The organism is Streptomyces sp. GL_148, assembly GCF_057834205.1.
Genome location: NZ_CM174396.1, coordinates 2,597,553 through 2,618,811, shown reverse-complemented (window position 1 = coordinate 2,618,811; position 21,259 = coordinate 2,597,553). Strand labels below are relative to the sequence as shown.

The 21,259-nt window shown below is 72.2% G+C and carries 22 protein-coding genes; 9 read left to right on the top strand and 13 right to left on the bottom strand.

Features of this window, described 5'->3' with window-relative positions; all coding sequences use genetic code 11:
* Positions 1–249: 249 nt before the first annotated feature.
* Complete coding sequence (locus AC3IYI_RS12080) at positions 250–1,314, bottom strand: Strvi_7410 family MBL fold metallo-hydrolase (protein WP_489410180.1); 1,065 nt, start codon at positions 1,312–1,314, stop codon at positions 250–252.
* Between the two features lie 267 nt (positions 1,315–1,581).
* Between AC3IYI_RS12080 and AC3IYI_RS12075 the strand changes: the two genes are divergently transcribed.
* Together AC3IYI_RS12075 and AC3IYI_RS12070 are read left to right on the top strand one after the other, a co-directional pair.
* A complete protein-coding gene (locus AC3IYI_RS12075) occupies positions 1,582–3,060 on the top strand; it encodes an aldehyde dehydrogenase (protein ID WP_489410179.1) in 1,479 nt (492 codons plus the stop codon).
* Positions 3,060–3,293, top strand: a complete 234-nt coding sequence (locus AC3IYI_RS12070; protein ID WP_489411510.1) for a ferredoxin — start codon at positions 3,060–3,062, stop codon at positions 3,291–3,293. The genes AC3IYI_RS12075 and AC3IYI_RS12070 overlap by 1 nt, the downstream gene beginning before the upstream one ends.
* A 122-nt stretch (positions 3,294–3,415) precedes the next feature.
* Here the strand turns inward: AC3IYI_RS12070 and AC3IYI_RS12065 are convergent, their stop codons facing one another.
* Together AC3IYI_RS12065 and AC3IYI_RS12060 are read right to left on the bottom strand one after the other, a co-directional pair.
* Positions 3,416–3,874, bottom strand: a complete 459-nt coding sequence (locus AC3IYI_RS12065) for a hypothetical protein (RefSeq protein ID WP_489410178.1) — start codon at positions 3,872–3,874, stop codon at positions 3,416–3,418.
* A gap of 231 nt (positions 3,875–4,105) precedes the next feature.
* Positions 4,106–4,765, bottom strand: coding sequence for a TetR family transcriptional regulator (locus AC3IYI_RS12060; protein WP_489410177.1), 660 nt, complete (start codon positions 4,763–4,765; stop codon positions 4,106–4,108).
* A gap of 259 nt (positions 4,766–5,024) precedes the next feature.
* On the opposite strand from AC3IYI_RS12060, the gene AC3IYI_RS12055 reads away from it, so the two are divergent.
* From AC3IYI_RS12055 to AC3IYI_RS12045, 3 genes are all read left to right on the top strand, one after another.
* Entirely contained in the window at positions 5,025–6,383 is a 1,359-nt protein-coding gene (locus tag AC3IYI_RS12055; RefSeq protein WP_489410176.1) for a glycosyltransferase family 4 protein, read from the top strand.
* Positions 6,384–6,444: 61 nt separating this feature from the next.
* Positions 6,445–7,197, top strand: coding sequence for a class I SAM-dependent methyltransferase (locus AC3IYI_RS12050; protein ID WP_356516012.1), 753 nt, complete (start codon positions 6,445–6,447; stop codon positions 7,195–7,197).
* The gene (locus AC3IYI_RS12045) at positions 7,194–8,282 is read left to right on the top strand and encodes a prenyltransferase/squalene oxidase repeat-containing protein (protein WP_489410175.1); all 1,089 of its coding nucleotides are present in this window, start codon (positions 7,194–7,196) and stop codon (positions 8,280–8,282) included. Before AC3IYI_RS12050 ends, AC3IYI_RS12045 begins: the two co-directional genes overlap by 4 nt.
* 107 nt (positions 8,283–8,389) lie before the next feature.
* On the opposite strand, the gene AC3IYI_RS12040 is transcribed toward AC3IYI_RS12045, so the two are convergent.
* A complete protein-coding gene (locus AC3IYI_RS12040; protein WP_489410174.1) occupies positions 8,390–8,539 on the bottom strand; it encodes a hypothetical protein in 150 nt (49 codons plus the stop codon).
* A 152-nt stretch (positions 8,540–8,691) separates the two neighbouring features.
* Complete coding sequence (locus AC3IYI_RS12035) at positions 8,692–8,994, bottom strand: hypothetical protein (protein ID WP_489410173.1); 303 nt, start codon at positions 8,992–8,994, stop codon at positions 8,692–8,694.
* 113 nt (positions 8,995–9,107) lie between these two features.
* Between AC3IYI_RS12035 and AC3IYI_RS12030 the strand changes: the two genes are divergently transcribed.
* Both AC3IYI_RS12030 and AC3IYI_RS12025 read left to right on the top strand, forming a co-directional pair.
* Positions 9,108–9,752 carry a hypothetical protein gene (locus tag AC3IYI_RS12030; RefSeq protein ID WP_489410172.1) on the top strand — a complete coding sequence of 215 codons (645 nt, stop codon included), beginning with the start codon at positions 9,108–9,110 and terminating at the stop codon, positions 9,750–9,752.
* Between the two features lie 112 nt (positions 9,753–9,864).
* On the top strand, positions 9,865–10,317 hold the full coding sequence (locus AC3IYI_RS12025) for a hypothetical protein (protein WP_489410171.1): 453 nt from the start codon (positions 9,865–9,867) through the stop codon (positions 10,315–10,317).
* A 57-nt stretch (positions 10,318–10,374) separates the two neighbouring features.
* Here AC3IYI_RS12025 and AC3IYI_RS12020 read toward each other — a convergent pair whose 3' ends face one another.
* From AC3IYI_RS12020 to AC3IYI_RS11995, 6 genes are all read right to left on the bottom strand, one after another.
* Complete coding sequence (locus AC3IYI_RS12020) at positions 10,375–11,385, bottom strand: LLM class F420-dependent oxidoreductase (RefSeq protein WP_489410170.1); 1,011 nt, start codon at positions 11,383–11,385, stop codon at positions 10,375–10,377.
* A 103-nt stretch (positions 11,386–11,488) separates the two neighbouring features.
* Complete coding sequence (locus AC3IYI_RS12015) at positions 11,489–12,304, bottom strand: hypothetical protein (protein WP_489410169.1); 816 nt, start codon at positions 12,302–12,304, stop codon at positions 11,489–11,491.
* A gap of 149 nt (positions 12,305–12,453) precedes the next feature.
* Complete coding sequence (locus AC3IYI_RS12010; RefSeq protein ID WP_489410168.1) at positions 12,454–13,470, bottom strand: N-acetylmuramoyl-L-alanine amidase; 1,017 nt, start codon at positions 13,468–13,470, stop codon at positions 12,454–12,456.
* 423 nt (positions 13,471–13,893) lie between these two features.
* On the bottom strand, positions 13,894–14,535 hold the full coding sequence (locus AC3IYI_RS12005) for a class I SAM-dependent methyltransferase (protein WP_489410167.1): 642 nt from the start codon (positions 14,533–14,535) through the stop codon (positions 13,894–13,896).
* 306 nt (positions 14,536–14,841) lie between these two features.
* On the bottom strand, positions 14,842–15,459 hold the full coding sequence (locus AC3IYI_RS12000; protein WP_489410166.1) for a hypothetical protein: 618 nt from the start codon (positions 15,457–15,459) through the stop codon (positions 14,842–14,844).
* Positions 15,460–15,980: 521 nt separating this feature from the next.
* Positions 15,981–16,865, bottom strand: a complete 885-nt coding sequence (locus tag AC3IYI_RS11995) for a LysR family transcriptional regulator (RefSeq protein ID WP_489410165.1) — start codon at positions 16,863–16,865, stop codon at positions 15,981–15,983.
* A gap of 80 nt (positions 16,866–16,945) precedes the next feature.
* Here AC3IYI_RS11995 and AC3IYI_RS11990 point away from each other — a divergent pair, with 80 nt between their 5' ends.
* Positions 16,946–17,692, top strand: a complete 747-nt coding sequence (locus AC3IYI_RS11990; protein ID WP_489411509.1) for a CTP synthase C-terminal region-related (seleno)protein — start codon at positions 16,946–16,948, stop codon at positions 17,690–17,692.
* Between the two features lie 54 nt (positions 17,693–17,746).
* Here the strand turns inward: AC3IYI_RS11990 and AC3IYI_RS11985 are convergent, their stop codons facing one another.
* Positions 17,747–18,172 (bottom strand): hypothetical protein, encoded by a 426-nt coding sequence (locus AC3IYI_RS11985; RefSeq protein WP_489410164.1) that lies wholly within the window; start codon positions 18,170–18,172, stop codon positions 17,747–17,749.
* A 347-nt stretch (positions 18,173–18,519) separates the two neighbouring features.
* On the opposite strand from AC3IYI_RS11985, the gene AC3IYI_RS11980 reads away from it, so the two are divergent.
* On the top strand, positions 18,520–20,556 hold the full coding sequence (locus tag AC3IYI_RS11980; RefSeq protein WP_489410163.1) for a serine/threonine-protein kinase: 2,037 nt from the start codon (positions 18,520–18,522) through the stop codon (positions 20,554–20,556).
* A 13-nt stretch (positions 20,557–20,569) separates the two neighbouring features.
* On the opposite strand, the gene AC3IYI_RS11975 is transcribed toward AC3IYI_RS11980, so the two are convergent.
* Positions 20,570–21,259: a response regulator gene (locus tag AC3IYI_RS11975; RefSeq protein WP_489410162.1), complete on the bottom strand. Its 690-nt coding sequence runs from the start codon at positions 21,257–21,259 to the stop codon at positions 20,570–20,572.

Here is a 21,259-nt window from a genome sequence, read left to right as displayed (position 1 = left end):
CGGAGGCTGGCACCGGGCTCCGGCTCCGTTTACCTCGACGGTGCCGGCCGCCGGAGGGCCCGGCGGCACGAGCCGCGCACCTCCGGCACGGGGCAATCCGGCTCCCCGCCCCGATGCTGCCGGGGCGGGTCACGGTTGCGGGTCAGCGCCGGATTCGCACCGGCTTCCCCCCGTACGGAAGTGTGGACGACGCCCGTACTCTACCGGCCCGTAGCTCCGGTATCGGGTGGCGCCGCCCACCCGCACCCCTTACACGGCGCGGTACGTCACGGGGTCGCTGCCCGGCACCGCCTCCGCGCGGCCCTGCTTCACCAGACGCCGCAGGTGGGCTTCCGCTTCGGAGACGGCGATGTTGCGGGAGCCGTACGGGATCTGCTCCCAGGGCCGGTTCCACTCCATCCGCTCCGCCAGTGCCCACGGGGTCAGCGGCTCGCCGGCCAGCAGTTCCCGCAGCCCGGTCAGCCGCTCCTCGTGGTGGTCCAGGAGCTCCCGTACGCGGGCCGGGGCGTCGGTGAAGGCGTGCTGGTGGGCCGGGAGCACCTCGGCGGGCTGGAGGCGGCCGATGCGTTCGAGGGAGTCGAGGTAGTCGCCGAGGGGGTCGGTGACCTGCTCGGAGGAGGGGTCCTCGTAGAGGCCGATGTGCGGGGAGATCCCGGGCAGCAGGTGGTCCCCGGAGAAGAGACGGCCGTTGCCGGGCAGGTTCGCCGGGTGCTTCTCCTCCAGGTGCAGGCAGACATGGCCGGGGGTGTGCCCGGGGGTCCAGATCGCCCGCAGCCGGCGGCCGGCCAGCGGCAGCAGCTCGGCGGGCACGATCTCCCGGTCGGGGACGGCGGCCCGCAGCCCCGGGAGGGTGCTCATGCGGCCGCTCGCGCGGGCCGCGCGCAGCGGGGCGATGTGCTCCTCGGGAGCTCCGGAGAGGGCCAGCTTCTCGCTCATGTAGTCGAACCAGACGCCGGGTTCGGAGGCCCGGGTCCGCACCACGATCTCGCGGTCGGCGGCGTGCATGGCGATCCAGGCGCCGGACGCCTCGCGGACCTGGCCGGACAGCCCGTGGTGGTCGGGGTGGTGGTGGGTGATGACCACGCCGTGCACGTCGGCGACGGCGATGGAGAGGGCGCCGAGGCCGGCGACGAGGGTGTCCCAGGATTCGGGGGCGTCCCAGCCGGTGTCGATGAGGACCGGGCCGCGGTCGGTGTCGAGGACGTGGACGAGGGTGTGGCCGAGCGGGTTGTCGGGGATGGGGACCTTGATGCCCCACACGCCGCCGCCGTGATCGGTGACGTGAGGTGCCACGCCTGGGGTGTCCTCTGCCATGAGGGGCTCCGCTCTAACGAGAACAGGTCTAACGAGAACAGGTCTAACGCCAACAGGTCTAACGCCAACAGGTCTAACGCCAGCAGGTCTAACGAGAACGTGTTGCAATAGTCGCCCAAGTCGACCACTTCTGTGGGCTCCTGACTAGTCGTTGGATCTTCGGGGTGTCGGGCGAAGTGGCGAGGGGGCGGTTCGGTCAGGGCCGTGGACTCCTAGAACTAGAACTGGTATCAGTTCTGGAACGCCAAGCCGCAGGAGGCATCAGCCATGACCGAGCTCGTGGAACACGGAAAACTGTTCATCGGCGGTGAGTGGACGGATCCGCTGGGCTCCGACACGATCAAGGTCGTCTCGCCCCACACCGGGCAGGTCATCGGCAGCGTCCCGCACGCCTCGAAGGCGGACGTAGACCGGGCCGTCGCCGTGGCCCGCAAGGCCTTCGACGAGGGCCCCTGGCCGCGCACCACGCTCGAAGAGCGGATCGCCGTGGTGACCAGGATCAAGGACGCCATAGCCGTCCGCCACGAGGAGATCGCCCGCTCGATCAGCTCCCAGAACGGGTCCCCGTACTCCTGGAGCATCCTCGCCCAGGCCCTCGGCCCGATGATGGTCTACGACGCCGCGATCACCGTGGCCCGCGACTACCCCTACGAGGAGTTCCGCCAGGGCGTCCTCGGCCCGATCCTCGTCCGGCGCGAGGCCGTCGGCGTCGTCGCCGCCGTCATCCCGTGGAACGTCCCGCAGTTCGTGGCCGCCGCCAAGCTGGCGCCCGCGCTGCTCACCGGCTGCACCGTGATCCTCAAGCCGTCCCCGGAGGCGGTCCTCGACTCCTACATCCTCGCCGACATCGCCCGCGAGGCCGGACTGCCCGAGGGCGTGCTGTCGATCCTGCCCGCCGACCGCGAGGTCAGCGAGTACCTCGTCGGCCACCCGGACGTGGACAAGGTCGCCTTCACCGGCTCCGTGCCCGCCGGCCGGCGCGTCATGGAGGTCGCCTCGAAGAACCTCACCCGCGTGACCCTCGAACTCGGCGGCAAGTCCGCGGCCGTCATCCTCCCGGACGCCGACCTCGACACCGCCATCGCCGGCATCGTCCCCGCGGCCTGGATGAACAACGGCCAGGCCTGCGTCGCCCAGACCCGCGTCCTCGCCCCGCGCAGCCGCTACGAGGAGGTCGCCGAGGCACTCGCCGCCGCGGCCTCCGCGCTGGTCGTCGGCGACCCGCTGGACCCCGCGACGCAGATCGGCCCGCTGGTCGCCAGGCGGCAGCAGCAGCGCTCCCTCGACTTCATCCGGATCGGCCAGGAGGAGGGCGCCAAGGTGCTGTCCGGCGGCGGGCGTCCGGCGGGACAGGGCCTGGACCAGGGCTGGTACGTGGAGCCGACCCTCTTCGGAGACGTCGACAACTCGATGCGGATCGCCCGCGAGGAGATCTTCGGCCCGGTCGTCTGCCTGATCCCCTACGGCGACGAGGCGGAGGCCCTACGGGTCGCCAACGACTCGGAGTTCGGTCTCAGCGGCAGCGTCTGGACCGGCGACGTGGAGCACGGCATCGACTTCGCCCGGCAGGTGCGGACCGGCACCTTCAACGTGAACACCTTCAGCCTGGACATGCTCGGGCCGTTCGGCGGCTACAAGAACAGCGGCGTCGGGCGGGAGTTCGGCCCGGAGGGGCTGAGCGAGTACCTGGAGCACAAGATGATCCACCTCCCGGCAGGGTACGTACCCCCCGCGGCCGGTGCGTGATGGGTGACCGGTGGCACGTCGAGGTGGACCGCGGGGTCTGCATCGGCTCGGGGATGTGCGTGAACCACGCACCCGAGGGCTTCGCCCTCGACTCGGCGCGGCAGTCGCATCCGCGGGTGGCGGAGACGGACGCGAGCGAGCCGGTGCTCGCGGCGGCGGAGGGGTGTCCGGTCGAGGCGATCGCGATCACCCTGCTGGACAGTGGCGAGGCGGTGTTCCCTCCGGAGGAGTGAGGGGGCCCGGGGCGGGGGCCCGGTCCGGCCCCGGCCTCGGAGTCGCAGGACGCGGCAGCGCCCGGCGTGTGGTTCGCGCCGGGCGCTGCTCGTTTGTGCGTCAGCTGATGAGGGCGTCCGGATCAGACGCTGAAGTCGCCGAGCTCCTTGGACAGGATGTCGTTGTCGCCCTGCTGGATGTGCAGCACGACGTTGTTCCAGCTGAGGTGGAGCAGGTTGACGCGCCAGTTCCCGTTGGGGCAGATGTCGTCCTCGGAGGGGGTCGGCGGCGCGGCGAGCGTCACGTTCCGGAAGGTGATCTGGCCGTTGCGGGGGGTGAAGTTCGTCGTGTCGCCCACCGGGTTCGGAGTGAAGGTGCCCTGACCGGGGGCGATGTTGCCGCCCCGGTTGCTGCACACGTACTCGGCGGTCACGGACTCTGCCGTGAGGAAGGCGGCCGTCGGGTCGTTGCCGAGGCCGGCTGCCTTGCCGCTGCACTGGAGTCCTGCGGTGGTGGATGCGGTGCAGGTGATCGCACCGATGAAGTGTTCACCTTGGGCCGTGGCCGTGGACATGCTGGCGGCGGTGGCAACAAGCGTCATGGCTGCAGCGGCGAGAGCGCGTCGCATCTGTGGGTCTCCGTGTCTTCGCTGGGACGGTGGCGGGTGCCGGACGCCCAGGGGGGCGAGTCGACCCACTAGGTATGACGCCCCCGAGACGGAGTCATGCACACATTGCGACGGATGGAGTACGAAAAGTGACCGATCGGTGTCCGGCTCGCCGCCGGTACCGGTCGACAGCGCCGTCGCCGCCGTGGCCCCCACCCGGTCGGATCAGGCCTTTTTCGGCGGCGCTTCAGGTGCCTTATCCGGGGCCGTGAGGTCGATCAGGCGGCAGACCGTTTCGATGTCGATCTTCACCTGGGCGATCGAGGCCCGGCCCGACAGCCAGGTGATCAGCGCCGAGTGCCAGGTGTGCTCGATCACCCGGACCGCCGACAGCTGCTCCGCCGTCGGCGGGGCGTCCAGGCCCATCGCGTCCAGGATGATCGCCGTCGTCAGCCGGGAGACCGTGTCCACCTCGGGGCTCACGCTGCGGTCCGCGAAGGTGAGGGCCCGGACCATCGCGTCCGCCAGGTGCGGCTCGCGCTGCAGGGCGCGGAAGGCGCGCATCAGGGTTTCCGCGACCCGGGCCGCGGGCTCGTCCCCGGCCGGCGGGCGCTTGCGCAGCGTTCCGTGCATGTGCTGGAGCTGGTCCTGCATGGTCGCGACGAGCAGGTGCACCTTGGAGGGGAAGTACCGGTAGAGGGTGCCCAGGGCCACGCTGGAGGACTCCGCCACCTCCCGCATCTGCACCGCGTCGAAACCGCCCCGGCTCGCCAACTGGGCGCTGGCGTACAGGATCCGCCTGCGGCGTGCCTCCTGGCGCTCCGTCAGGGGCGGAGACGCCGGTGTGGTGACGGCTGGGGTCACGGCCTTCGCTTCCGCTGTCATCTGTCCCGTTCCGGTTCCAAGGCGTTCCAGTTCCAAGGCGTTCATGTCTGTGCCGGGGTGGCCGCGGGCGCTGCCCCGGGCCGTCGCGCGCCCAGCATGGCAGGCGCCCGAGCCGTGGCGCGAATCACCCGCCACCCCTCTTACGGTGTGGTTTCCGGCCGGTAGATTCAATGCTCTTCAACGGATCAAGTCTGAAACTTGTTCTACATTATCCGAGCGGTTACGCTCCGGCGAAAGTGCAGGGAGAAGGGGGTCGAGAGTGACCGCAGAGGCCATGATGACGAGCCCTCTCACGGGTCCGGCCGCCGACGGCAGCCGCCCGTTGCGGATCGCACTCCTCACCTATAAGGGGAACCCGTTCTGCGGTGGCCAGGGCGTCTACGTCCGCCACCTCGCGCGCGAGCTCGTGAAGCTGGGCCACCGTGTCGAGGTCATCGGCGCGCAGCCCTACCCGGTGCTCGACACCGACGCCCTCACCGGCGCCGGCGCCACGCTCACCGAACTGCCCAGCCTGGACCTCTACCGCAGCCCGGACCCCTTCCGCACGCCCAAGCGCGACGAGTACCGCGACTGGATCGACGCCGTCGAGGTCGCGACCATGTGGACCGGCGGATTCCCCGAGCCGCTGACCTTCTCGCTGCGTGCCCGCCGTCATCTCGCGGCCCGCGCGGGCGAGTTCGACGTGATCCACGACAACCAGACCCTCGGCTACGGGCTGTTGGCGGACCTCGGTGCCCCGCTGGTCACCACCATCCACCACCCCATCACCGTCGACCGCGAGCTGGACCTGGCCGCCGCCAAGGACCGCAGGAAGCGTGCCTCCGTGCGGCGTTGGTACGGGTTCACGCGCATGCAGGGCCGTGTGGCCCGCCGGCTGTCCTCCGTGCTCACCGTCTCCGGCTCCTCCAAGAAGGAGATCGCCGAGCACCTCGGTGTCCGGGGCGAGCGCATCCACGTCGTCCACATCGGCGCCGACACCGACCTCTGGTCGCCCGATCCCGCCGTGGCCGAGGTGCCCGGACGGATCGTGACCACCTCCAGCGCCGACGTCCCGCTCAAGGGGCTCGTGCACCTCGTCGAGGCGCTCGCGAAGCTCCGTACCGAACAGCCCGACGCCCACCTCGTCGTCGTCGGCAAGCGCGCCGAACAGGGCCCGGTGGCCCGCGCGATCGAGACGTACGGACTCCAGGACGCCGTCCGCTTCGTCAAGGGCATCACCGACACCGAGCTCGTCGACCTCGTCCGCAGCGCCCAGATCGCCTGCGTGCCCTCGCTGTACGAGGGCTTCTCGCTGCCGGCCGCCGAGGCCATGGCCACCGGCACCCCGCTCGTCGCCACCACCGGCGGCGCGATTCCCGAGGTCACCGGACCCGACGGCGAGAGCTGCCTGGCCGTGCCGCCCGGCGACGCGGGCGCGCTGGCCGCCGCGCTGGGCCGGCTGCTCGGCGACGGCGAACTGCGCACCCGGCTCGGCGCCGCCGGCCGCGAGCGGGTGCTGTCCCGCTTCACCTGGGCCAAGGCCGCCGAGGGCACCGTCGTCCACTACCGCGCCGCCATCGAGCGGGCCGCGGCGCAGGCTCCCCGGTCCCGGGCCCCGAAGTCCCGTACCGCCCGGTGACCTCCCCCTTCCGTCCGATGCAGTTCCCCTCCCCACCCCGCGACCGCGAAGGCAGGACCACGTGCTGACCGTCGATTTCTCCCGGTTCCCGCTCGCCGCAGGCGACCGCGTACTCGACCTGGGCTGCGGCGCAGGCCGGCACGCCTTCGAGTGCTACCGGCGCGGCGCCCAGGTGGTCGCCCTCGACCGCAACGGCGAGGAGATCCGCGAGGTCGCCAAGTGGTTCGCCGCGATGAAGGAAGCCGGCGAGGCCCCGGCCGGCGCCACCGCCACCGCCATGGAGGGCGACGCCCTCGCGCTGCCCTTCCCCGACGAATCCTTCGACGTCGTCATCATCTCCGAGGTGATGGAGCACATCCCCGACGACAAGGGCGTCCTCGCCGAGATGGTCCGCGTCCTGAAGCCCGGCGGGCGCATCGCCATCACCGTGCCGCGCTACGGCCCCGAGAAGATCTGCTGGGCGCTGTCCGACGCCTACCACGAGGTCGAGGGCGGCCACATCCGCATCTACAAGGCGGAGGAACTGCTCGGCAAGATGGAGTCCGCGGGCCTCAAGCCGTACGGCACCCACCACGCGCACGGCCTGCACTCGCCGTACTGGTGGCTCAAGTGCGCCTTCGGCGTCGACAACGACAAGGCGCTGCCCGTCAAGGCGTACCACAAGCTCCTGGTCTGGGACATCATGAAGAAGCCCGCGCTGACCCGGCTCGCGGAGCAGGCCCTGAACCCGGTCATCGGCAAGAGCTTCGTCGCCTACGCCACCAAGCCGCACCTCCCCGTGGGCGCGGCAGCGGCCGTGGGCGCCGCGCAGTGAGCTCTCCCGGGCGCACCGCACCCGAACACCTGGTCCTGGACGGCGTACTGACCGCCGACCAGGCCGCCGCCACCGTCGCCGGGATCCTCGCCGCGCAGCGCGCCGACGGGGCCATCCCCTGGTTCCGCGGGCACCACCTCGACCCGTGGGACCACACCGAGGCCGCGATGGCCCTCGACGCGGCCGGCGAGCACGAGGCCGCCGAGCGGGCCTACGACTGGCTGGTCCGCCACCAGAACGACGACGGCTCCTGGTACGCGGCCTACGCAGACCGCGAGGACGGGGTCGACACCCGCGAGCCGCAGGACGCGAGCCGGGAGACCAACTTCGTCGCCTACCTCGCCGTCGGCGTCTGGCACCACCACCTGTCCACCGGCGACGAGGCCTTCCTCGACCGGATGTGGCCCGCCGTGTACGCGGCCGTCGAGTTCGTCCTGCGGCTCCAGCAGCCGGGCGGCGAGATCGGCTGGAAGCGCGAACCGTCCGGCGAGGACGTCGCGGACGCGCTGCTGACCGGCTCCTCCTCCATCCACCAGGCGCTGCGCTGCGCGCTGGCCATCGCCGAGTACCGGGGCGATCCGCAGCCGGACTGGGAACTGGCCGCGGGCGCCCTCGGGCACGCGATACGCCGGCACCCCGAGCGGTTCCTGGACAAGTCCCGCTACTCCATGGACTGGTACTACCCCGTCCTCGGCGGGGCGCTGACCGGCGCGGAGGCGAAGGCCCGGATCGAGGAGCGGTGGGAGGAGTTCGTCGTCCCGGACCTCGGCGTACGGTGCGTGCTGCCGAACCCCTGGGTGACCGGCGGGGAGTCCTGCGAACTGGCGCTCGCGCTGTGGGCGACGGGGGAGTCGGACCGGGCCCTGGAGATCCTGCGCTCGATCGGCCACCTGCGGGCCGACAACGGCATGTACTGGACCGGGTACGTCTTCGACGACCGGGCGGTCTGGCCCGTGGAGCAGACCACCTGGACGGCGGGCTCGCTCCTCCTCGCGGTGGCCGCCCTGGGCGGCGACGAGGCCACCGGCATGGTCTTCGGCGGGCTGACGCTGCCGGCCGGCCTGGAGCCGGACTGCTGCGGCTGACGGCTGACGGCTGACGGCTGACGGCTGACGGCTGACGGAAGCGGGCACGGGCGCGGCGGCCCGTGCCCGTGCCCGCTTCCGTGTCGCCCTGTCCGCTCGCGCACGCGTCAGCGCACGGCGGCGTAGTCCTCGGGGTCGTGCGGACGCCCCTCGGTGGAGACGTCGAACCGGATGATGCGCAGGGGCTCTGGCGCCGTAGTCGGACGGGGCGCGGGGTGGGCGGGCAAGGCACCCGCGGTCGCCGTGTACTTCTTCACAAGAGCCCCCCGGGCGAAGTCCAATTCATCAACTCTCGCCCGTAGGACCCACGGCCGGCACGGATGGTTGCCCTCATGTCCCGGAATTCCGGAAGGACACCAGACACGGGACCCCGGACACGGGACACGGGACACGGGACACCGGACACCGCCTAGCGGCGGTAGAGCCTGCCCGCGACGGCGTGGCCGATGACCAGGTAGGCGACGGCCGCGATGCCGTAGCCGATCACCACCTGGACCCAGTCGCGGTGGAAGGTGAAGAGGTCGTAGGACCAGCCGGCCAGCCAGCTCGCCGCGTCGTGGATGAAGTCGACCAGTGCGTTCCCCTGGTTGGCGTCGAGCAGGTACAGCAGGATCCACAGGCCGATGATGAAGGCCATGATGTCCGCCACGACCGCGACGACACGGCCGGCCTGGCTGCTTCCTCTGGTGTGCACTCGCGTGTGTGTGGGCATGCCGCGCTTCTGGCCGCTCCCGGGCGCGGCAAACCCGAACGGGTCCCCCGGGTGGCGGAGCCGGGTGGTCGGGGTGAGGCTGCGGGGGACGCCTCAGTCCCCGGAGGAAACCCGTGTCCCTACCCACCACAGCCGTCCGCTTCCGCCGTGCCCTCACGGCGGTGCTCCTTTCCTGTGCCCTGCTCGGCGGTGCCACCGCCTGCGGCGCGGGCGGTGGCGACAAGACCGCCGCCGGTCAGGCCGACGAGGTCTCGGTGGCCATGGCCGCGTTCGCCGAGGCCGACGCGGCGGCCTCCGCGGAGGACGCGGAAGCGGCTGCCGCCACTCCCTCACCCAGCACCCCGGCGGAGAAGCAGAAGTTCGCCAAGACCCGCTTCGTCGCCAACGCGGGGCTCGCGGCCGGTGCCACCTACCAGTGGATCGTCAAGCCGTACAAGGCCGGCAAGTTCAAGAAGGGCACCAAGGGCCGCACCTTCGCCCTGGTCAAGGCGGGCCTCGCGGGCGCCTTCGCCTACAACCGGCTGAAGGCGGCCAGCGAGAACGCCAAGGGCGACCCGCTGCTGTCGAAGGCCGTGGGCCCGCTGACGGCGGGCATCGAGTCCCTCAAGGGGCTCGGCTCCAAGCTGCGCAAGGGCCAGGCGGGAGACGCCGACATCAGCTCCTTCGAGAACGTCATCAACGGCGTCAAGGAGGCCGGGGAGAGCGCGGGCGCCACGGTGACCGAGAAGATCCCCAGCGCCGGGCAGCTGACCGGCTGAGCTCAGCCGCCGCCTTCCCGATGTCGAGGCCCATTCACACAGGTGGAACGGAACAGGCCGGACCGGAATGCTTCGGTCCGGCCTGTTCCGTTCCACCTGTTTGAATGGGCCGGTGATCGAGTACGTGGTCCTCGCCGGCGCCGCCGCCGCAACCGGCTGGCTGATGCGCCGCAAGCACCTCCGGCGCCAGGCCGTCGCGCCGGTGCCCGGCATCCCGTGCATGGCCCGCCGCCCCGCGGGCGCCGGCCGCTGGCGCAGCGGCCGGGTCTACGCCGACCAGGGCGCGGCCCGCTGGGTGCCCGGCCGGGGCGAGCCCGTGACCTTGACCGGAGCCCGCGCCACCGGCGTACGGGCGCCCTCCGTGAAGGAGGGCCTCTCCATCAACCCGGGCTCGCGCATCGTGACCTGCGCGTTCGGGGGAGCCGAGTCCGGACCCGCCGGGGGCATGGAGATCGCCGTGATGCCGCTGGACCTCCGGGAGCTCCTGGCGGCCCTCCCGGAGGCCGCCCCGGGGTCCCTCCCGGAGCCCTTGCCGGAGGAACCCCCGGACGCCGAGCCGCGGTAGCCGCGACGCACCCCGGCGGGCCGCGGGTGAGCGGGGACCGGAGGGTGAGCGGGTCCGCTAGGTGTTCAGCTCCGCCAGGACCCGCAGGGTGTGCGGGTCGGGGGCGGTCAGGAGGAGGTCGGTCACCGGGCCCTTGCGCCACAGCTCCAGGCGTTCGGCGATCCGCTCCCGCGGTCCGACCAGGGAGATCTCGTCCGCGAAGGCGTCCGGGACGGCCATGACGGCCTCTTCCCTGCGCCCGGCCAGGAACAGCTCCTGGATCCGGTGCGCCTCCTCCTCGTAGCCCATCCGGCCCATGAGGTCGGCGTGGAAGTTGCGTGCCGCGTGCCCCATCCCGCCGATGTAGAAGCCCAGCATCGCCTTCACCGGGAGGAGTCCCTCCGCGACGTCGTCGCAGACCTTCGCCCGGGCCATCGGAGCGATCATGAAGCCCTCGGGGAGCTCGGACAGCGAGGCCTGGTAGACGTCCGTGCGGGTCGGCGACCAGTAGAGGGGGAGCCAGCCGTCCGCGATGCGGGTGGTCTGGGCGATGTTCTTCGGGCCCTCCGCCCCGAGCAGGACCGGCAGATCGGCCCGCAGCGGGTGGGTGATGGGCTTGAGCGGTTTGCCGATGCCGGTGCCGTCCGCGCCCCGGTACGGGTGGCTGTGGAAGCGGCCGTCCAGTGCGACCGGGGCCTCGCGGCGCAGCACTTGGCGGATGACGTCCACGTACTCCCGGGTCGCCGTCAGCGGGCTGGAGGGGAAGGGGCGCCCGTACCAGCCCTCGACCACCTGCGGGCCGGACAGGCCGAGGCCCAGCATCATCCGGCCACCGGACAGGTGGTCCAGGGTGAGGGCCTGCATGGCGGTGGCGGTCGGGGTGCGGGCCGCCATCTGGGCGATGGCGGTGCCCAGGCGGATGCGCGAGGTGTGCGCGGCGATCCAGGTGAGCGGGGTGAAGGCGTCCGAGCCCCATGCCTCGGCGGTCCACACGGAGTCGTAGCCGAGGTTCTCGGCTTCGGCGGCGAGGTCGAGGTGGTCCGGGTTGGGGCCGCGGCCCCAGTAGCCGAGTGCGAGTCCGAGGCGCATGTGACGGTCCCCTCCACGAATCTGACGATGCGTCAGGTGACTGTAGGGCAACGGCCCCCCGCCCGGAAGGGCGGGGGGCCGTTGTGCGCGAGCGTGCTCGGGATCAGCCGCGCTGGATGCCCGAGGTGTCGTTCAGGACGCCGCGGCGGCCGTCCTGGGTCTGGGCGATCAGGGTGGCCGGACCGTGCTGCTCCACGGCCAGGTACCAGGTGCCGGGCGCCAGCTCCGCGATCGGGGCGGGGCTGCCGTCCTCGCCGAAGAGCGGACGGGCCACCGGAACGGCGAACCAGAACGGCGTGAAGTCCGCCGCCGGAGCGGGCTGCGGGGTCGCGTCCTGCGGGGCCTGGGGCTGCTCGTGGCCGCCGCCGTACGGCGCGACCGGCTGCGGGACGGCCCCGTACGGCTGCGGCTCCTGGCCGCCCGGGTACCCGTACCCGGCGCCCGGCTGCGGCTGGCCGCCGTACGGCGGGACGGCGGCGGCGGCGGGCTTCGGGTCCGGGATCAGCTGCCCGGCGAGCGCGGGCACCTTCGACCCGAAGAGGGTCACGCCGGCCAGCACGGCTGTGGCGAGGAAGCCGATGACGGCACCCGCGCCCAGGTCGGCCCCGGTCGGGCAGGTGATGAGGCCCCAGAGCGCGGACCAGGCGGCCGCGACGGAGAGCACCGTGCCCCAGGCCTGGAAGGGCAGGCCCAGGAGCTGGCGCCCAGCGGGCTGGAGGCGGGCGGCGACGAGCAGGCCGACGGCGATGAACGCGAGCAGGAAGATGCTCGGCAGCGCCAGGCGGTACGAATCGGTGTCCCACGCGCTCGGTGCGTCGAAGTTGGGCGCGGAATAGAAATCGAGGAACGAGGCGATGAACAGCAGCGCCGCTGCTCCGATCACCACGCCGTCGCCTCGAGTGAGGGATCGGATGTTCACGTCTTAGGTGTCCTTCTCGGTCTCGTCGTCTCGTGGTGCCGTGGGTGCCCGCCGTGACGCAGGGGGGCGGGCGGCACCATGGTACGGAGCTTTGCCGCGGCCGAGAGGAGCGGGGCTGCGGGCCGCCCGGAGGGACGGTCCTGGTGGCCCTACCCGCCGAGGAAGCCGACGATGCCGTCCGCGATGCCCTGGGCCGCCTTCTGGCGCCACTCCGGACTCGACAGCTGCGCCGCGTCCTTGGCATCACGCATGTTGCCGCATTCGATGAACACCTTGGGCCGGGTCGAGAGGTTCAGTCCGCCCAGATCGTCGCGGACGACCAATCCGGTACCGCCGCCGAGGTAGTTGGCGGGGGCGGAACCGGTGGTCCGGGCGAAGTTCCCGGCGATCCGCTCGCCGAGTTGCCGGGACGGTCCGATGATCTTCGCGGTGTCGGCGCCGCCGCCCTTGACCTTGGCGGGGAGGATGACGTGGAAACCGCGGCTGCCGGCCGAGGCCCCGTCCGCGTGGACGGAGACCACGGCGTCGGCGACGGCCTCGTTGCCGATGCGGGCGCGTTCGTCGATGCACGGGCCGAAGGGGCGTTCCTTGCCGGCCTCGTGGGTGAGGACCACCTTGAGGCCCTTGGCCTCCAGGACGGTGCGCAGGCGGCGCGACACGTCCATGCTGAACTCGGCCTCCATATAGCCGGAGTTGGTGGTCGTGCCGGTGGTGTCGCACTCCTTGCGGTTGGTGCCGATGTCCACCTGGCGGTTGATCTCGCTGGTGTGCTTGAAGTTGCCCGTGTTGTGACCGGGGTCGATCACGACGGTGCGGCCGGCGAGGCCATTGGCGGCGGCGGGGTTCGGCACGGTGCCGGTCCCTCCGGGGGTCGCGCCGGGGGCCGGGCTCGCGGCCGGAGCCGATGCGGATGCCGATGCGGATCCCGGTGCCTGGGGCGGGGAGGATGCCGCCGACGCCGCGAGCGGCATCACGATCCGGGGCGGCCGCGAGTCGTCGCCGACGCCCCCGCTCAGCACCTCGGTCAGTACCCACCCGGCCAGAGCGGCCGGGGCGATCGCGGCCACCGCGACGACCAGGGTCGACCGGCGGATGTACCAGGGCCGGTCCGGACTGATGGACGTCGAGGACTCGGGGAGCGGCGGGGGGCTTTCGTCGTAGCGCACCCGGCGATGCTAGACCGGCGGTCGGCCGGGTGTACGGACCGTGGGCCATCCGGGGGCGCGGTGCGCTTATATGCTCCGCTGACGTGTCAGGCGCCGAGCCGCCGGGTGCCGTCGCCGCCGCCGGGCGCTGTGCGCGGGTGCGGCGCCGTTGCCGGGGGGCGCTGCCCCCGGACCCCCGCGCCTCAAACGCCGGCGGGGCTGGATTTGGCCGGGTCGCCTCCACGTGAGGGCCGGCGGGGCTGGATGCGTCCGGCGCCGTCCGCCTGGCGGGGCGGGATGAATCCAGCCCCGCCGGCGTCTGAGGCGCGGGTCCGGGGAGAGCCCGGCTGGGGGTCCCCCCGGACGGAGTCTGGGGGATGGTGGAAGGGCGGGTAGGGGACGGTCCCGCGCAGCGGCACACCCGGCAGCCCTGCCAAGAAGGGGTCAGATGCCTTCGCCCGTGCGCCGGAGCACGCGGAGGGAGTCGGTCACGGAGACCTCCTCGAAGGCGCCGGAGGCCAGGGCGCGCAGGTAGATGCGGTACGGGGCCTGGCCGCCGTCGGCCGGGTCGGGGAACACGTCGTGGATGACCAGCGTGCCGCCCTCGGCGACGTGCGGGGCCCAGCCTTCGTAGTCGCCCGTGGCGTGTTCGTCGGTGTGGCCGCCGTCGATGAAGACCAGGCCGAGCTTGCCGCCCCAGGCCGCGGCGACCTGCGGCGAGCGGCCGACGATCGCGATGACGTGGTCCTCCAGGCCGGCCTTGTGCAGGGTCCGGCGGAAGGTGGGCAGGGTGTCCATCAGCCCGATCTCCGGGTCCACGACGCTCGGGTCGTGGTACTCCCAGCCGGGCTGCTGCTCCTCGCTGCCCCGGTGGTGGTCCACGGTGAGCGCGCTCACCCCCGCCTCGCGGGCGGCGTCGGCGAGCAGGATCGTGGAGCGCCCGCAGTAGGTCCCGACCTCCAGCAACGGCAGCCCGAGCCGCGCCGCGGAGGCGGCCGCCTCGTAGAGGGCGAGCCCTTCCCCTACGGGCATGAACCCCTTGGCGGCCTCGAAGGCGGCGAGGGTCTCCGGCTTGGGGCTGGCCATGGTGTTCCTCCTGCGGGGTGGGGCGGCACACGGCGCACGTCGGCGTACATCGGCGGCCCATGGTGCCTTACCGGCTGGTACGACGCCATGCCCGGGGGCCGGCCCACCGCGCCGGGGCTCGTGTGGTAGCGGCGGTGGCGGTGGTCCGCGTGGGCACCGGCGCCATGGATGGCCGTGCTCGACGCGGTCCGCCCGCCAGCCCGGCACACCTCGACGCGGTCCGCCCGCCAGCCCGGCACACCTCGACGCGCGCCGGCCTACCGCACCGCCGGCACGCCCTTCGACGCCGCCGATCCCGCGGTGCGCCTACGCACGTTTGCGATCCGGCTGGATTTGCGCACCCGCAACACGCTGCCCATTCGAGTCAGTTCGCTCGAAGAGATGGTTCCTCCATTCCACATCAGCAACCGAAAGCCCTTCCGGAAGGGGCAAGCCACTCACGTAGGCGGCCCCTGCCCAGGAAGTTCCAAACAGTCTCCCCGGCCCCTTCCTGTAGAGCCCGACGATTTGCGGAGCGCCTCCGCTCTGCGGATCGGCACCGCCCTCCAGAGATTCACAGAATGCACCGAATTCGGCGCGACTTGTACCGCCCGCATCCGATCGCTTCCACTCCGCCGCCGCATTGTTCAGGGATCCCTTTCCACTCCCCAGCAGCACCAGCCCAGAACTGCAGCCCGGCATCGGAGGGTGCTCGGATGTCCAAGCCTCATCGGCGGCGCTGTACTTCAATATTTGAAACCCGAACTCGCAGGACACACCCTCACCCTCCCTCGTCGCGTGCACGAGTTGCACGTCCCGGCGCTCGGGAATCGGGAGGGCGGACCACGCGTGCTCGACTATCTCTCTGAAGAGCGACTGGCTGGAAAGGATCCCTCTGGGGGCAGTCGATTCGTGACTCAGGATTTCGACAACGGTCGGGAGCACCAGGGCAGGGAAGAGCACATGACCCACATACCCGAAGGCATCCGGAGAATTAGGGGAAGAGAATGTCTTCCTGACCCCGTCCCAATGATGGGACGAGTTGGCCCAGGAGACTCTGCTGTCGGTCGCAATATAAACCGAAGCGGGGCCTCGCTGATCAACTCCAACCCAAGCGGCAAGACTGGTCAAGTCGCCTCCTGTCCTTGACACTTGTACCGAACTCCTTGGATGATCGGCTGGCAACTCCGGGGGCTTCCATTACGAGGGAGCGGCGAGGTGCCCACAGTGGCGGTTGTGACACCGCCTGCATCCTGTGCCCGCGGTTTTGGTGGCCGGCCGCACCCGTGCGGCCGGCCATTTAGCTCTGCGCCGGGCCGACATCAGGATGATCGCCCCCGCGCGACGCTCGCGGCAAGTACCGGCCGTCGCCGCTGACCGGGCGGGTGTACCGGTGCCGCAGCCGGCTGCGAGCTTCTTCACGGAACCAGCACCCAAGCCAGTCCGGCAGTTGGACGCGGGCTGCCCTACCCGCCGCCCGTGAGGAAGGCCGCCAGGCGGGCCGCGTGCGGGGGTGGGGACGTCGGGTGGAGGAGTTCCGTGCGGTGGACCAGGCGGGGGGTGTGGACCGGGATCGCCGTGGTGCCGGGGAAGGTGGCGGCCAGGGAGAGGGGGAGGGCGGTCAGGCCGTGGCCGGCGGCGGCCAGGGCGGCCAGGGCGTGCGGGTCGGTGCCGTGGTGGTGGATGCGCGGGTGGAAGCCGGGGGTGTGGCTGACCTCGCGGAGCCGGGCCAGGGGGACCGCCGTGTCGGGGGCGTCGATCCACTGCGCCTGCGCGAGGTCGGGCAGCCGGACCGAACTGCGCCGCGCCAGGGGGTGGTCGTGCGGGAAGAGCACCGCCAGGCGCTCCTCGGTGACGGCGAGGGTGACGGTGGGGCCGAGGTCCGGCAGCGGGAGGGGGTCGCTGGGCGCGGCCACTCCGTCCACGAGGCCGAGGCCGGCGCGGGCGGTCAGGACCGCCTCGACCACCGCGTCCCGCCCCAAGACGTGCAGGTCGACCTCCACCGGCCCCTCGGCGCGCAGCCGGGCCAGGGCCTGTGCGAGCGCCGGGCCGAAGGCCGCGGGGGAACAGGCCAGCGTCAGCCGGGCATCGGGGGCCCGGTGCAGGCGGGCGATGTCGGCGCGGGCCGCGTCCAGGCGCAGGAGCAGCGCGGGGGCGTGTTCCATCAGCCGGACCCCCGCCTCGGTGGGGGCGACGGGCCGCCGCTCGACCAGCCTGGCGCCCAAGTCGGCTTCGAGCGCCGCGATGTGCTGGGAGACGGCCGACTGCGTGTAGCCGAGGACCGAGGCGGCGGTGGAGAAGGAGCGGTGTTCGAGGACCGCCACGAAGGTGCGCAGCAGATGCGGATCCATGTGCATCAGTATCGCTTATGGGAGTAGTGCGGATCATCGTTGGACGTGATGGGCCGCGGGCTCGGAGGATGGTCGTCATGATGAACGTGAACCGGACCGCCGCTACGGCAACCGCCCGCATCGCCCTGATCGCGGACCGCTCCGACGCCGTACGCTCCCACGCCCGCGTCCCCGGCCTGCTGGAGGCGCTGCGCCTGCGCGAGGGCCTGGACCTGGACGCCTACTGGATCCCCACCGGGGAAGCCGGCGAGGGCGTGGACGGCTTCGACGCCGTCTGGGTCCTGCCCGGCAGCCCCTACCGCAGCGAGGACGGGGTGCTCACGGCGATCCGGGACGCCCGCGAGAACGGCATCCCCTTCCTCGGCACCTGCGGCGGCTTCCAGCACGCCCTGCTGGAGTTCGCCCGTACCGTCTGCGGCCTCGACCGGGCTGCGCACGCCGAGAACGACCCCGCGACCGCCGAGCAGGACGCCGTGGTCGTCCCGCTGGCCTGCTCGCTCGTGGGCCACGAGGGGACCGTACGGGTCACTCCCGGCTCCCGCGCCGCCCGGCTGCTCGGCGCGGACCGCACGCAGGCGCGCTACCACTGCAACTACGGCCCGAACCCGCTCCACTTGGACCTGCTGCGGGCGCACGGCATGACCTTCACCGGCGCCGACGAATCCGGCGACATCCGCATCGCCGAACTGGCCGAGCACCCCTTCTTCCTGGCCACCCTCTTTCAGCCCGAACTGGACGGCGACGGCACCCGCGCCCACCCGCTGATCGCCGGCCTGGCCGCGGCCGCCGTGGAGCACGCGCGCACCCCCCGGACGACGCGGGCCTGACCGGCAAGATCCGAACGAGGCGGCCTAGTCCCGTCGCCGCCTGCGGCAACCGGGTCAACGCGCCCGGCTGCTCAGGACGCAGTTCGGGTAGTCGTTGTCCGGATCGCCGATGGCGGTCCAGAGTTTCAGGACCTTGCCTTGCCTCAGGGCGGCGTAAGAGTCGGGTTCCCGCACCATTTCGGGGTGGGCGGCGCTGAAGCCGACGTCGTGAGCGGTGTCGAAGGAGATGGTGAGGAAGCTCTGCTCTTCGTTGGAGATCTGCTTCCAGGTGCCTGTTCCGGACCAGGTCAAACTGTCGTACCAGTCGACGCCGACGCAGACCTCATCGGCGAGGAACGTGCCGTCCCGGCTCAGCGTGAGGGTGCCGCCGTCGGCATCGATCCACGTGGTCGTGAGCGCGGCCGACTCCAGGACGACCGGTTTGCCTTCGGGCGGCGGCATGACGGTGAGCCTGCCGCAGGCCGTCAGGGCGAGGGACATGGCGACCACGATCAGCGCGGTACGACAGGAACGCAGCACAATCCACCCCCGGCGAGTTCCGCAGACCGCGTGCGCGACCGATGGGCTCAGGAACTCGTATCGCACTCTGGCACAAGGATTGAACGCGTTCAAGTCGTCGTGGTCGGCAGCCGCTCCTCACGAGGTGGTGAGGCGGTACGGCTGTGAGGGCACTGTCTTTCCACTTGTGGATCCCTTCATTCCGTCCGTGTTCTTCCCACTCGTCCGACCTCGTCTTCGGGGTGCAGATGAACTGGCCCTAACCTGAGGCGAGTTTGACGGAGCGGACCGGACGGCCGCCCGCAGGGGATCACCGGGGGACGGGCAGCATGGGCAGCGGGAGCAATGACGAGCACGCCGACGGCGCCGACGGCGGCATAAAGCCGCTCGCGGCCGGTGATCCGAGCCGGATCGGGCCGTACCTGCTGCTCGGGCGCCTCGGTGCCGGCGGGATGGGCCGGGTGTTCCTGGCCCGCTCCGAGGGCGGGCGTACGGTCGCCGTGAAGGTGGTGCACGAGGAGCACGTGGCCGACGCGCAGTTCCGGGCCCGGTTCCGCCGGGAGATCGACGCCGCCCGGAAGGTGGGCGAGCGGTACACCGCGCCCGTCCTGGACGCCGACCCCGACGCCGAACGGCCCTGGGTGGCCACCGGGTACGTACCCGGGCTCTCGCTGGAGCAGATCGTGCGCCGGCACGGCCCCCTGCCCGTGACCTCCGTACACGCCCTCGCGGACGGACTGCTGCACGCACTGAAGGACATCCACACCGCCGGGATCGTGCACCGCGACCTCAAGCCGTCGAACGTGATGCTCACCGTCGAGGGCAGCCGGGTCATCGACTTCGGGATCTCGCGGGCCCTGGAGACCTCCGTCGAGTCACTGCTCACCAGCACCGGCATGGTCGTCGGCTCGCCCGGGTTCATGTCGCCGGAGCAGGTGCGCGGGCAGCGGGCCGGGGCGAAGAGCGACGTGTTCACGCTCGGCTGTGTCCTGATGTACGCGGCCACGGGCGAGCTGCCCTTCGGGCACGGCGCCAGCAACCAGCACGCGGTGATGTTCCAGATCGTGGAGGGCGAACCGGCGCTGGAGCGGGTGGCGGACCCCTCCCTGCGCGCGCTCATCGGCCGCTGCCTGGTCAAGGGCGTGGAGGACCGGCCGGGCGTGGACGAGCTGCTGGCGGATCCGGAGCGGATGCGCCCGGCGGTGAGCGGCGGGGCGTGGCTGCCGCCGGAGGTGGTGGAACGGCTGGCCCGGCAGGCGGCGCGGCTGCTCGACGCGGAGGCGGTGCCCGCGGCGGTGGAAGGCGGGGGCCCGGGGGATACGCAGACCCCCGACCGGGAGACGGTCGGGCTGCGGCCGGAGGCGGGTGCGGCAGCTGAGCCCGGCGGGTCCGCGGAGCCCGGCGGGTCCGGCGAGCAGGTCGTCGAGGTCGTCGAGGTCGTGGAGGTCGTCGAGCCCGTGGGCGGGGCGGTGGCCGCGCCGGCGGGCGGACAGTGGGCCGGTCCGGCGGCCGGACCGGCCGTCGGCAGCGGTGGCGCGGAGAACGAGCGGCGCGGGGCCCGGCGGCGGTGGACCGTCGCCGTGCCCGCCGTCCTGGTGCTCACCGTCGGCGGGGGCACGGTGGCCCTGCTCCAGCCGTTCGGCGGCGGTGGCGACGGGGCGCAGGCCTCGCCCCCGGCGAGCAGTGCGCCCGTGACGCCCGGCGCCTCCGCGGGCTCCCCTTCGGCGGCGAGCGGGTCACCCGCCGCCCCGGGCGGTCCGAACTCCGAGAGCCCTCAGGCCGCCCAGAGCCCGCCCGTACCGGTGCCGGACGGCCAGGTCGGCGCCGCGGCGGGTGCGGGGGCCCCCGGCGGAGGCTCGGGCACCCCGGGCGGCAGCAGCGCGAGCCAGGGAGGCGGCGGTGGCCCGGCCGCCGGAGGCACCGGTACGGGCACCAGCCCGAGCGCCACCCCGGGCGGCTCGGGCTCGCCGAGCGGCGGGGGCTCCCCGAGCGGCGGTGGTTCGCCCAGCGGCGGTGGTTCCTCCGGCGGCACCGACGCGGTCCCCGCGTACTTCACCGGCACCTGGACCTACAAGGGCGACTTCAACATCGGCCAGCCGGAGACGGTGACCATCACCCGGTCCGGGGCCGTCCGGCTGATCACCGAATCCAACATGGGTCACTGCGAGAACATCGCCAAGGTGACCTCGCTGGCCTCGGGCGGCACCCGGATCAACATCGGCTCGGCAGCGGTGGACAAGTCCAAGTCCACCAGCCAGTTCTGCGGGGTCCTGGACCCCTCCTTCTTCACCAAGAGCCTGCCGGCCGGCCTCCAGCACAACGTGGGCCCCTCGCACGGCGAGGGCTACTACTACGAACGGTCCTGACGTCCGTGCGGTGTCAGGTGGTGCCGTTGGCCAGGCCGGTCTCCCAGGCCCATCCCGCGATGCCCACCCGGTTGCGCACCGCCAGCTTCGCCTGGATGTTGGCGACATGGGTCTTGGCGGTGCCCGGCGAGATGAACAGCTCGGCGCCGACCTCGGCGTTGGTCAGGCCGCGTGCGACGAGCAGGGCGATCTCGCGCTCCCGCGCGGTCAGGGGGTCCTCGGCCGCGGTGCGCGGCTCGGGAACCGGCTGCGGCGGCCGGGCTTGCGGTCGGGGTTCCGCGGACAGGCTGCGCAGCAGCCGGACCGTGAGCTGCGGGCTGATCAGGGTGTCCCCGGCCATCGCCGCCCGTACGCCCTCGATCAGCAGGTTGGGGCCCGACCGCTTCAGCAGGAAGCCGCAGGCGCCGTTGCGCAGCGCGGTGTGCACGTAGTCGTCGAGGTCGAACGTCGTGACGACGACGACGCGGACGGGGTGTTCGGCGGTCGGGCCCGCCAGGATCCGGGTCACCTCCAGGCCGTCCAGGCGCGGCATCCGGATGTCGGCGAGCACGACGTCGGGCCGCAGGGAACGGGCGAGTTCGACCGCCGTCTCGCCGTCGGCCGCCTCCCCGACGACGGTCATGTCGGGCTGTGAGTCGAGGATGAGGCGGAAGCCGTTGCGTACGTCTTCCTGGTCGTCGGCTATCAGGATGCGGGTGGTCAC